The following is a 12,001-nucleotide window of genomic DNA, read 5'->3' as shown; positions in this document are numbered from 1 at the left end:
ACCCCGCACCACTCCCGCATCCCCCTCACCCGTGAAAAACCGCTCTATCACCTCGCGCGCCAGTCTTGCGGGGCGGAGGGTGTCGGCGTCGATGCAGCACCAGCTGGACTTGACTTCGGCCAGCACTTCCTCGCCGCGGCGGATGACGGTTTCGTAGAAGGCGCGGGCGCCCTGCACTTTTTCTAGGAGGACGGTGGCGATCACTTCGTCGTCGAGGAAGGTGGGCTTGCGGTAGGTGATCTCATGCTTGAGCGCGACCCAGAGATGCTGGGCCACTGCTTCGGCCGGGGCCAGCGCGCGCCAGTGATCGAGCACGGCGTTCTGCACCCATTTCAAATAACTGGCATTGTTGACATGGCCCATGAAGTCGATGTCTTCGGGATCGATGCCAACGGGGTACAGGTGGGGAATCGCGCTACTCACATCATTGTAAATAGCATTGCCGCAAGCGCTCCGAAAGGGCGCACATGGAAAAAGGGGCCGGATTTCTCCAACCCCTTCCCCGCTGCCTAGCGCATTTTCGCGATGAGCGAAGACGCTCTAGATTGTTAATGCCGCATTTTCCGAGCCGTCGACCGTAAACGGTCAACCTGAAAATGCTCTGAGCGTACGGTCAGAAGCGCCAGCCGACGCTTGCCACCACCTGATGCCGGTCGGTGTCGATGTTGAACCGCTCGCTGGTCGCGCCATTGGGGAAATCCAGCTGGCCATCGGTATAGTTGGAATAGCGATATTCGACCTTGGCGAAGGTATTGGCGTTGATCGCGCGCTCGACGCCGCCGCCGATCCGCCAGCCGTCCAGCTTGAACGAGGTATCGGTGGTTTCGTTGGTGTTGCCGGCCAGCACGTTCAACTTGCTGTTGGTGTAGCCGCCCTTCACATAGACGAGGGTCGAGGGGTTGGCGAGGATGCCCGCGCGCGCGCCGACATAGAGGTCGCGGCCCTGGCTCACCCGGCCGAAGCCGAACTGATCGGTCGGGTCAAAACGGTCGCTCTTGGCGGTGGAGTCGGTCCATTCGCCCTCCACGCCCACGACCGCGCCGCCCAGGTTGACGTCATAGCCGACGCCGACACCGTAGAGCAGTCCGTCGATCGACTGGTCATCACGACCATTGTCATTGTCGAAATCGCTGCCCGCCCCGACATGGTCATAGCCAAGGATGGCTTCGACGCGGGGGCCGGTGAAAGTGGGGTTCACGTCCTGCGCGAGCGCGGGGGTTGCGAAGGGGGCGCCGGCCAGAAGGGTTGCGACCATCAACTTACGCATAAAGGATACTCCGATTGTCATTCTCTTTTCCCCTGTCAGGGGTGAGACGCCAAAGCCGGAGCAAAGCCGTTTTGTTTCATGAACCTGAGATAAACAATTGAAACTGTTGCCATTATAGCACTGTTGGCGCTCCGCTCGTCGTGCAGTCGTGCCTTTGCGGCGACCGGCTGACTCAGCATTCCACCACATTGACGGCAAGGCCGCCGAGCGAGGTTTCCTTGTAGCGGCTCGCCATGTCCTCGCCGGTCTGGCGCATCGTTTCGATCACGGCGTCCAGGCTGACGATGTGCCGCCCGTCGCCCTGAAGCGCGAGATAGGCAGCGTTGATCGCCTTCACCGCGCCCATGGTGTTGCGTTCGATGCAGGGGATCTGGACGAGGCCGCCGATCGGATCGCAGGTGAGGCCGAGATTATGCTCCATGCCGATTTCGGCGGCGTTCTCGACCTGGCTGTTGGTGCCGCCCAGCACCGCGGCTAGGCCTGCGGCGGCCATGGAACAGGCGACGCCGACTTCCCCCTGGCACCCCATTTCAGCGGCGGAGATCGAGGCGCGCTTCTTGTAGAGAAAGCCGATGGCGGCGGCAGTCAGGAGGAAGCGGCGCTCGCCGTCCCGGTCCGCGCCGGGGACGAAGCGGCGATAATAGTGCAGCACGGCCGGGATGACGCCGGCCGCGCCGTTCGTGGGGGCAGTGACGACACGGCCGCCCGCCGCATTCTCCTCATTCACGGCAAGCGCGAACAGGCTGACCCACTCGAAGATCTGCGCCGGGCCGAGCGCGTCCTGTTGTAGTCGCAGCCGCTGATGGATGGCGCGGGCGCGGCGGCGGACCTTGAGCCCGCCGGGCAGCATCCCCTCCTGCTCCAGTCCACGGTCGATCGAGGCGGACATGGCGTCGATGACGGCGTCGAGGAAGCTCTCCGTCTCGCCCTGCGTGCGCCACGCGCCTTCGTTGCGCAGGACGAGGGTGGCGATGGAGAGGCCGCTTTCCTCGCCCTGGCGCAACATTTCCGCGCCGGAGGAGAAGGGGTGCGGCTGGACGACATTGTGGCCGAGCGGCGCGTCGTCGCTGACCGGAACATCGCCCGGCAACACCGCGCCGCCGCCGATGGAATAATAATCGCGGACGAACGGGTCGTCCTGTCCGTCGAACCAGGCCGAAAAGCGCATGCCGTTGCTGTGCGCTTCCAGGAATTCGCCCATCCGGAAGAGGAGGTCGCGCTGTTCATCGAAGGGGACATGCCGGTCGAGCGCGCTGCCCGCGCGGATGCGGCCCTCCCGGCGGATCGTGGCCAGGATGGCGGGGATGGCGTCGGGGTCGACGCCTTCGGGGCGATGGCCCGACAGGCCGAGCAGGATGGCGCTGTCGGTCGCGTGCCCCCGGCCGGTGAGCGCCAGCGATCCGAACAATTCGCACTGCACGCGGGCGGGCATGGCCGGCAGCGAATCCATGAACAGCAGCGCGGCACGCATCGGACCGACCGTGTGCGAGCTGGACGGGCCGATGCCGATGGTGAACAGATCCATGACGCTGATCGCGGCGGCGGCGTCGATACGGCTTCTGGTCACGTCAATAATCCTTGGACACGCGCACGTTGGCGCTTTCGCGGCCTAATGTGGAGATGGCGGCGAGCAGCGAGAGCCAGCGCGTCACCTGATATTCGATCCGGGTCGCGCTGTAGCCCTGCCCGTCGGTGATGAGTTCGACATAGGTTTTGCGGGTGAGATATTTGCCCGCCGCGATCGACGTGCCCTGCCCTTGCGTGGGATCGGCGGCGATGATGCGCAGCCGGTCGAGGCCCGCCGCGCGGCGCACCGCATTGATCGGGTCGAGCCCGCCCTGCCCCCGCAGCGATCCCACCGCCGAGGCGAGCTGGAGCGCTTCGGGCGCGGACAGGTTGGTGATCGACGTGCCGAACAGGATGCGGGACAAAAGCTCGTCCTGTGGCATGGCCGGGGTGCTCGTGAAGGTGATATCGGGCCTGAGGCCGGTGCCGCCGACATGGATGGTGGCGGACAGGTCGCTGACGTCCGCCACCGCGCTGATGTCCAGCGTGGGATTGGTCGGCACCTTGCCGTCGAACAGGATATTGCCTTCGCGCAGTTCGAAGCGGCGGCCGGCAAATTCATAATTGCCGCGCACCAGTTGCGCCCGGCCGGCGATCGCGGGGTTGACCACCGTGCCGCCAATGTCGAGATCGGCGCGCCATTCGCTATCGAGGCCAAGGCCCGTCACCATCAGCCGGTTGCGGGCACGCGCCTTGATCGCGAGCGACCAGGGGATGTTGGTGCGGGGGCGCTCTATCTCCTCGCCCGACCGATTGATTTCCACCACCCGCAATTCGGGAATTTCCGCGACGGCGGCCGCACGGCCCAGGGTGAAGCGGCTGCGGTTGAGGACAAGGTCGCCACCGATGCTGCCGCCCACGCCATCGGATTTGAGGGTTATGGGGCCGGTCACCGTCGCGGCAATGTCGTCGCGTTCCAGCAAGGCGGCATTGTCCGCCTGAAGCGCAAGATCCATGCCCACGCCAGCGATGCCGTTGAAGGTGAAGCGCCCGGTGCCGGTCACGCCGCCGCCATTCTGCGCCGTGGCGGAAAAGTCGGATATGACCAGTTGCGCGCCGGAGAAGCGGCCGCGGGCGCGCACGCCACGCAGGCGCATGCCGGTGACGGGGCTGTTGATCGTCGCATTGTCGGTGGTGAAGGTGCCGGTGATGGCCGGCTCGCCCAGCGTGCCGCGCGTGTCGGCCGACACGGCGACCGGCCCGCCGATGTCGACGATCTCCACGCCCGTCAGCCGCCAGAGCGTGTCGGCCGTGCCGTTGTAGCGCAGCTGCGCGAAGAAGGGCGCGCGGTTCAGCCGTTCGACAAGGCCGCCCTGGGCCGGCAAGGGGTTCAGCAGCGCCTGCGCCCGGCCGATGGTGCGCCCGTCTGCGACAAACACCATGCGGGTGGCGAGGCGGCTGTCGGTCAGCACCGCGTTGACGCCGACATCGACCGGCCGGGAACTCAAGGAGAGGCCCGAGCGGGACAGGCCCCGAACCCGCAGTTCCGCCTTGCCCGTGGGAAGGCCGCCGCCGCGCGGCTGCGCATAGCTGAGCGATCCGGTCGCGAGACCGCCAAGGCCGAGATTGTCATAGGCGATGTCGAGCAGCGAGAGCGGCAGCCTTTCCATCCGCGCCTCTATATGGGTCGTGGCGCTGCCCAGTTCGCCCGCCAGCTGGAGTGATCCGCCAGCATAGCCGATGGTCGCGGGCGAAAGCCGCCAGCCGTCCTCCGTCCGGGTAAAGAGCGCCGGGCGACCGAGGCGGATGGCGCGTTTGTCGATCGTGCCCTGCGCCGACAGGCGGATGCGGTCCGGTTCGACCTGCGCGTCGGCCTGGATGTCGAAGATGCGGCCGCGCTGGCCCGACAGGCTGCCCCTGATCCGGCCCCTGCCGTCGGTCAGTTCCGCATTGGCGGCAAAGCGGCCGAGCAGGATGCCGCCGACGCGCAAGCCCCGCGCCTGCGCCGTGGCGTTGACCGTCGTGCCGGACGGATCGAGCAGGATGGTGCCGTCGAGCGTGCCGCGCCGCACCGCGATGACCGTCGGGCCATCGAAGCTGGCGTCGTTGGCCGTGAGCTTGAGCTCCACCTGCTGAACGCTGTCGACCGGGCGGAAATTGACATAGCCTGTGACGGGGCCGACCACGCCGAGCTGGCCGTCGAGGCCGCCGGGAAGCGGGCGGATGTCGCCGCTTGCGGTGACGCCCGAAACGGCCAGGTTGGCGACGCGCACCACCGCCTGCCCGCCCGGCGGCAGCAGGATCACCCCCCGGCCGGTGAAGGGACCAAGGGTGGAGCCGCCGTCCGCTGTATAGCTGTAGCCGCTCGCATCGGGGATGAGGTGCGCGCGCACGTCGCGCAGGCCGAGCGCGTCGAGCGGGCGTTGCAGCAGCAGATGGATTTCCGGCTTTTCGATCAGGCCATCGAGCGTCAGGCGCAGCGGGCCGTAGCGCGCGTGGCGGCCGCTGCCTTCCAGATGCAGCGTCTGGTCGGGATGGCGCAGGCCCGACGCGGTGAGGTTAAGCAGCGGCGCATCGAGCTTCAGGCCGGTGAGCGCGATTTCCCCGTTGGGCAGAAGTTCGATGCGGCTGCGCGCGGTCGGCAATCCGCCCCCCAGCGTTCGCAGAAACTCATTGTCGAGCCGGCGGACGCGGGCGGCCACCGACCCGCTGAGGCCGAAGGCGCCATCGCGGCGCGGCACCGCGCGCAACTTGGACGTCAGGTCGATGACGCCGAAATTGGGGATGAAAAGGCCGTTGATCCGACCGTCGAGCCCGAAGTCATAACGGCCGCTCGCCAGGTCGACGAGCATCAGCAACTTGCCGCGCAGCTTGTCAGAGCGGAAGGGCATGGGATTGCTGACGATCTGTTGCCCGGTGATCTGGAGCACGCCGTCAATCTGGAAGTTGCGAACGATGCCCCCGACCAGGTCACCCTGTCCTTCCAGGCGGCGGGCACGCAGGCTCAACGGCACGAGCACGGGCCCGGAACGGGCTGTGCGGCCCCTGCCCTGCGCGCGCACGGCATGGATCACGGTCTTGCCGAATGCGATGTCGCGGGCCGTGAGAAGATATTCGTAGCCAAGTGCGTCGAACGCGCCGTCGAGCCGCACTCGCGCCGCAACGCCGTTGCCGCGCATATTCTTGACCAGCGCCTGCGGCCGGGGAAGCGTGAGGGACAGCAGCATATTGTCGAGCGCATTGTTGCGCAGGTCAATCGCGCCATCGGCGACCAGATCGAAGGCGGAGGACTGGAGCGTCATGCGCCCGTCGATCACGCGGTCGACCATCGTGCCGCTGGCCCGCACGGCAAGGCGGGGGTCGGCCAGGCGGCGCAGCAGTCCGTTGCCGGCGATCGCCTTCCCGGCGATGGTGCCCCGGGCGGAATAAGCGCCGCTGCGCGCGGCCAGCACGAAGTCGGCGGCGGGAACGGCATCCAGCGTGGCGGCAAGGCGGCCGTCCCAACGGGTCCAGCTGCCCTTGCCGCCGATGCGCAGGTTTGCCGCCTGGACAAGTCCCGCCATCTTGCCCAGCACGCCGTCCTTGGGCGCGTTCACCGTCACGTCGAGAGAGAAGCGGTCATTGTCCGGCCGGCTGTCGAGCGCGATGGCGAGCAGATCGCCGCCATCGAGGGTTCGGGCGGACAGATCGATGATGGCGCGGCCGCCGCGAATGTCGGCATCGCCCGACAGGGTGGCGGTCTGCGCCCGGCCAGTGACCGCTGGCGCGAGGTCGAGGCGGCCGACGGAAAACTGCATCAGCCGGATGTCGAAGCCGGGCAATATGGGTCCGCGCCGCTGCGTCGGATTGAGCTTTGGCAGTTTGTAGAGCGTGGCCTGCGGAATGACGAGGCGGTCGATGTCCAGGCGGTTCGACGCCCAGGCGAAGGGCCACCAGTCCAGCTCCACGCGCGGCGCATGGAGGAAGCGGCCTTTCGGGTCCGACAGAGTGAGGTCGCGCAGCACCGCGTTGCGATAAATGCTGCCCTCGATCGATCCGACGCCGATCCGCAGGCCCGACGCCGAACGGATGGTGGCGATGCGGCTGGCGAGGAAGCGGTGGCCGCCATCAGTATCAAGCCAGGCCAGCGCGCCCACGACGACCAGCAGCAGGGCGGCGAGGATGGCAGCGACCCAGCGCTGCCAGCGGCCGTCCCAGGCCCGGCGATGCGGCGCCGGTGGCGGTGGTGGAACCGGCGGGGCGGCGTCGTCGCTCATCAGAAGGCCTGACCGAGCGAGACATAGACGGCGATCTTGGGATCGCCCGACTGCGGGTTGATCGGCGTGCCGACATCGACGCGGATCGGACCGAAATTGCTGTAGTAACGCACACCCATGCCCGCGCCGATGCGCAGGTCGCGGAAGCGCGGCAAGAAGCTGGTGGAGATATTGCCCGCGTCGATGAAGGGCACGACCCCGAAATCGCCGAAGCGCACCCGGGCCTCCAGCGAGAATTCGGCGAGGCTCTTGCCGCCCACCGGATTGTTGTCCGGGCCATAGCGCGGTCCGATCGCCTGATAGGCATAGCCGCGCACCGACGCGCCGCCGCCGGCATAGAAGCGGCGGGAGGGCGCGATCTGATCGACGGTGGAGCCCAGGATCGTGCCGAAGCGGGCGCGCGCCGCGACCACGGTGCGGTCGTTCACCGGCTGATAGACGCTGCCGTCCAGCTGCACCTTCGCATAGCCGAACGTGTGATCCTGGAAGGACAGTTCGGGGCTGAGGCGGCCGCCCAGGCGGAACCCCTTGCTGGGGTTCAGAAGATCGTCGCTGCCATCATAGGTGAGGCTGACCGGCACCGCCGCGATGAGGAAGGTGCGGCGCGCGCCGCCGGAGAAGGCATCCGCTTCGTCCGAGGCGATCAGTTCGCCGCCGATACGCCAGACCCATTTCTTCTGGAACAGGATGTTGCTTTGTCGTTCGATGAAACCGGACACATTGATGGTGCGCGCGTCATAGGCGTCGCGGCGGATATTGCTGATCGACAACAGGCCGGTGAGGACATTGTCGCGCCGTTTGAAATTGTTGCGACGATAGGTGAAGGACGCCGTCTGTTCCTGCGTGCCGACCACGCCGCGCAGCGTCACCGCGCCTTCGGGCGGGAAGAAATTGCGATGCTGCCAACTGACTTCCGCGCGATAACCTTCCCCCGTGCCATAGCCGAGTTCGCCGGCGATTGTCCGCAGCGGCGCGGGGCGCATCTCGACGGCCATGTCGACATGCTCGCCGTCGCCCGCGTCGACCGGCTTCAGGTCGACCGAGGAGACGAGGCCGGTCGCGACGATGGCGCGGCGCAGATCCTCCACGTCAGAGGCCATATAGGGATCGCCGGGATCGAAGCGGGCGATTTCCTGCACATGATGGGCGCTGAACAGCGGATCGTCGCCCTCGACCCGGATCGCGCCGAAGCGGCGGAAGCCGCCGGGCACGACGATCATGTCGAGATCGCCCTTGCGCTCCTCATGATCGATGCGGACTTCCGGTTCATCGACGCGGGCGAAGGGGAAGCCGCTGTCGGCCAGCTTCGTCGCCAGCGCGTCGCGCCCGGCGAGGATCGCATCGGCATCGACGGGATCACCGACCTTGGGCGGGAAGGCGGCGCGCAGATCGGCTTCCCGCTCGGCCGTTTCCGCAAGGCCGATGAGATCGACGGAATCGAGCAGGTAGAGCGGCCCCGGATTGATGTCGAACCGCACCAGCAACCGGTCACCGCCCGCGGACGGAGCGGTGACGGCGCTGCGGATACGCGCGGCATAATAGCCCTTGGCCCGCAACAGGCGGTCGAGCGTTTCGCGATCCTCCTTCATGCGCCGATTGATCTGGGCCAGGTTCGCGGCCTTGCCATCCTCCTGCCGCAGGACGGAAAGCTGGTCGAAGCGCTGGGTGAACTGGGCGTCGGCAATCCTGTCCACGCCGGCCAGTTGCACGCTGTAGCGGCGCTCCTCGCCCGCGTCCGCGACCACGGCTTCGGGCGCATCGTCGGGCGGGGCATCGGCGGGCGCGGCATCGCCGGCGGCGAGCGGGGGCTGCGTGTCGATGGGATCGGCGGGCAGCGGGGCGACGGTGTCGGGCTGGCCCATGTCGGGCCAGTCGATGCCGATGTCGGGCATGGCGTCGAGCGGCTGGTCCGGCGGGGCGGCGGCATCCTGGGCATGAGAGGGGCACGCTATGGCGAGCAGCAACGACGCAAGGAGAAGCCTGCGGGCATGCGGTGGGCCTGAGACGCGGCGTCCTGTCCGCAAACCATCGGTCATGGCGAGGGTCTAGACCAAATGGAGGCCGGAGCGCCAGCCCCAACCAAGCGCGCCACCCGACCGCTCCGCCGGTTTCAGAAGGCCTGGTTGAGCCGGTCGAGCAGGGCGCGGGCGGGACTCATATCCTCGGCCGGTCCCTGTTCCATCATCACGTCCATCCTGTCCTGAAGCCGCACCACCCGCTCGTAGAGTTCCTGGCTGCCTTCTATCAGCGCACGGGCAGCGAAAGCGAAGGTGCCGGCCAGCGCGGGATCGCTGGCGGCGGCGCGGCCGAGCCGGTATTTTTCGTCGATCAGCTCCTCGTCCCCAATCTCGCCGCGCTGCCATGCCCGCTGGCTGAGCAGCCAGGCGATGACATGCATCAGCCGCGTGGTGACCTTGAGCGATTCGCAGGCGAAGGCGACGCGGCGCAGCGGATCGTCGCCCTCGTCCCGTGTCGCGGCCTTGTCGAAATAGGCGCGGGCCTCGTCGGCCATCACCATGGCTTCGACATAGAGGCCGTCCACCAGACGGCGATGAAGTCCGCGATCAAGAAAGGCTGCGCTCCGCATCGCGCATGATTGCCATAGTTTCCGGCGCTTGTCAGGCCCGACAAACCCAACGGTGGCATGGTGTCCCATTTGGGCTCAGTTGGCGGGAAGCAGGCAGGAGCGCGTCAGGCGATGATGTCGGGGACAAGCGCGTCCTCCAGCACGGCAATTTCGTCGCGCAGCCGCAGCTTGCGCTTCTTGAGGCGCGCGATCTGCATCTGGTCGCCGCCGCCCGCCGCCGCGAGAGCCGCAATCGCGCTGTCGAGATCCCGATGCTCCACCCGCAGCAGTTCCAAGCGGCGCATGATGTCTTCCCGGCTCACCCCGCCCCTTTCCGTCCTGCGACCAACCGACCTGTCCATCCTGATAGCGGGCGCGGGCAATGCGGGCCATCGCAAAATTGCCAGCGGTCCGCCGCAAAGGCCCAAACATCGCGAGACAGGGCCCGCGATTCATGATCTACTTCATCATCCATCACCCTCGTAAGGAGAATGTCATGGAAAATAGCCACATTTCAGCTCTTTCAGCCAAGCATGCCGGCCTTGAGGCGCGAATCAAGGCGGAGACGAGTCGGCCCATGCCCGACGCCATCCTGGTGGCTTCGCTCAAGAAGCAGAAATTGCGGCTGAAGGAGGAAATGGCCGCGCAGCATTGATCCGCATCGGCTGCGCTTGCCGCGGGTGAGGCCGAGCGGACGCTCGCAGCCCCGCCCCCGGCAGGACGGACAATTCAGAAGAGCCCCGATGACGGCCTGTCAGCGGGGTTTTTCTTTGGGCGGACGGATGAAAAAAGCTGTCAGCGCCGATGCAGGGGCGTGGTGCGAAGATAGTCCGGCAAGGATTGCGAGCCGGCGGTCGAAACGGGTTTGCGCGCCAATTGCGGATCGATCGGTGCGTCGAAGGCCATGCCGATCTTTTCATCGCGGGACCAGGCGATGATCCCGCTCACCTGCCCCACGCCGCGCAACTCGCAGGTCACGCGAATGCCGGCGGGCATGGCGCGCTCGCAATCGGCCATGAGGCCGGAGGCCGAGAGATTGCGCACCCGCGCCTTGCCCAGAGCGACTCCATCCACGCTCGAAAGGCTGGTCAGCAGGAACAGACTGTCGCGCGGCGCGGTCCGCGCCGGTCCTCGGCCAGAAATGTCCTGCTCGTCACTCATCCGCAAACCCGATCGCCCCGTTCGTTATGGCGACGGTCTTAGGGCGGCGGCATGGAAAAAGCGTTAATCGTCGCGGGAAATCTTTTCCTGCCGCTCGTGCCGTTCCTGCGCTTCCACGGTCATCGTGGCGATCGGGCGCGCTTCGAGACGACCCAGGGAAATGGGTTCTCCGGTCACTTCGCAATAGCCATATTCACCCTCGTCGATGCGGCGGAGCGCGGCGTCGATCTTGGAGATGAGCTTGCGCTGACGGTCGCGGGTGCGCAGTTCGATCGACCAGTCGGTCTCGCTGGAGGCGCGGTCATTGAGGTCCGGTTCGCGCAACGGCTCGTTCTGAAGCACGGCGAGCGTACCTTCCGCCTCGGCGAGAATCTGTTTCTTCCAATCCCAAAGCCGCTGCCGGAAATATTCCAGCTGCAACGGATTCATGAATTCCTCGTCGGGGGACGGCCGGTAGTCGGCGGGAAGCGTTACAGTCGATTTTGGCGGCTTTTCACCGTCTTTATCGGAATTCAGGACCGATGCCATCTGGCTCTCCGACTCGTAAGGCCCCCGGCGCTGTGGCGCCCGGACGCCTATCACTTTGATTGTGCGCGCCTCATAGCCATGGCGGCGAACGGACACAAGCGCCCAGTGACGGCGTGACCCGCAAGCGATGCCCTTCCCTCGATTCGCCCGAAGACATGCGGACGAAGGGGATCTGTCGGCGCGCCTTAACCGCTGCAACAGGCATCGTGCCATAGTGGGACGTTAACCATATCGATTGAGCAAAGCCGCGTTATTCTCTCGACTTCCGCCACAGATTCAGAGTTAACGAGATTGCAGTTAACTGTTTCTTTTGCGTTGGTGCGCAAAGGAAATTCCCGAAGGCCCAGCCTGGACCAGTCCGGCGCCAAGACCTTCGGGGGTAAACAGAACAGAGTGGAACCTATGTCGGTACGGATGGCACTGGCCAAATTATGCGCCTGCACATGCGGAGGGGCGATCATCGGCGGCGGCGCCGTCCATGTGGCCGAAAGCGCGCGTCCGGCGGTGGTCCATAGCAGCAAGAGCATGAAGGCCGCGCCCAAGAAGCGCTATGCCGTGCGTACCGTGAAGCGCAAGGTGGTGAAGACCGTCACCGCCTGCGCGCCGCAGACGGTGACCGTCACCAGCCAGCCCGGCCCTGTCCCCCTGCCCGCGCCCGTGCCGATGGCGGAAATGCCGGTCGTGTCGGGCGGCGGCGCGGTTCCGGTGGTGATGGGC

10 protein-coding genes and 1 pseudogene are annotated in these 12,001 nt (G+C 66.5%); 2 read left to right on the top strand and 9 right to left on the bottom strand.

From position 1 onward, the window contains the following. The 7 genes from AX724_RS21245 to AX724_RS21215 all read right to left on the bottom strand — a co-directional run. Positions 1–423: acyl-CoA thioesterase (locus AX724_RS21245; RefSeq protein WP_082733636.1), on the bottom strand; the 423-nt coding region annotated here is incomplete at its 3' end. A 190-nt stretch (positions 424–613) separates the two neighbouring features. After that, on the bottom strand, positions 614–1,267 hold the full coding sequence (locus AX724_RS21240; protein WP_066770931.1) for an outer membrane protein: 654 nt from the start codon (positions 1,265–1,267) through the stop codon (positions 614–616). A 172-nt stretch (positions 1,268–1,439) separates the two neighbouring features. Continuing rightward, the gene (locus AX724_RS21235) at positions 1,440–2,834 is read right to left on the bottom strand and encodes an L-serine ammonia-lyase (RefSeq protein ID WP_066770928.1); all 1,395 of its coding nucleotides are present in this window, start codon (positions 2,832–2,834) and stop codon (positions 1,440–1,442) included. Position 2,835: 1 nt separating this feature from the next. Next, complete coding sequence (locus tag AX724_RS21230) at positions 2,836–7,029, bottom strand: translocation/assembly module TamB domain-containing protein (protein WP_066770924.1); 4,194 nt, start codon at positions 7,027–7,029, stop codon at positions 2,836–2,838. Continuing rightward, entirely contained in the window at positions 7,029–9,065 is a 2,037-nt protein-coding gene (locus tag AX724_RS21225; RefSeq protein ID WP_082733635.1) for an autotransporter assembly complex protein TamA, read from the bottom strand. The genes AX724_RS21230 and AX724_RS21225 overlap by 1 nt, the downstream gene beginning before the upstream one ends. A 74-nt stretch (positions 9,066–9,139) precedes the next feature. Further along, positions 9,140–9,616, bottom strand: coding sequence for a DUF1465 family protein (locus AX724_RS21220; protein ID WP_066770912.1), 477 nt, complete (start codon positions 9,614–9,616; stop codon positions 9,140–9,142). Between the two features lie 104 nt (positions 9,617–9,720). Continuing rightward, positions 9,721–9,900 (bottom strand): DUF465 domain-containing protein, encoded by a 180-nt coding sequence (locus AX724_RS21215; RefSeq protein ID WP_066770936.1) that lies wholly within the window; start codon positions 9,898–9,900, stop codon positions 9,721–9,723. A gap of 191 nt (positions 9,901–10,091) precedes the next feature. On the opposite strand from AX724_RS21215, the gene AX724_RS23190 reads away from it, so the two are divergent. Further along, complete coding sequence (locus tag AX724_RS23190) at positions 10,092–10,250, top strand: YdcH family protein (protein WP_082733637.1); 159 nt, start codon at positions 10,092–10,094, stop codon at positions 10,248–10,250. A gap of 140 nt (positions 10,251–10,390) precedes the next feature. On the opposite strand, the gene AX724_RS21205 is transcribed toward AX724_RS23190, so the two are convergent. Together AX724_RS21205 and dksA are read right to left on the bottom strand one after the other, a co-directional pair. Then, positions 10,391–10,756, bottom strand: a complete 366-nt coding sequence (locus tag AX724_RS21205; protein WP_066770904.1) for a PilZ domain-containing protein — start codon at positions 10,754–10,756, stop codon at positions 10,391–10,393. A gap of 63 nt (positions 10,757–10,819) precedes the next feature. Next, positions 10,820–11,284 (bottom strand): RNA polymerase-binding protein DksA, encoded by a 465-nt coding sequence (gene dksA, locus AX724_RS21200; RefSeq protein ID WP_066770934.1) that lies wholly within the window; start codon positions 11,282–11,284, stop codon positions 10,820–10,822. Between the two features lie 402 nt (positions 11,285–11,686). Here dksA and AX724_RS23810 point away from each other — a divergent pair. Beyond that, positions 11,687–12,001: pseudogene (locus tag AX724_RS23810) on the top strand (hypothetical protein); the annotation flags it as partial.

It is taken from the genome of Sphingobium sp. CCH11-B1 (assembly GCF_001556865.1).
Classification (GTDB): domain Bacteria; phylum Pseudomonadota; class Alphaproteobacteria; order Sphingomonadales; family Sphingomonadaceae; genus Sphingobium.
The sequence above is the reverse complement of the archived record's forward strand: the minus strand, read 5'-3'. Positions and strand labels throughout refer to the sequence as shown.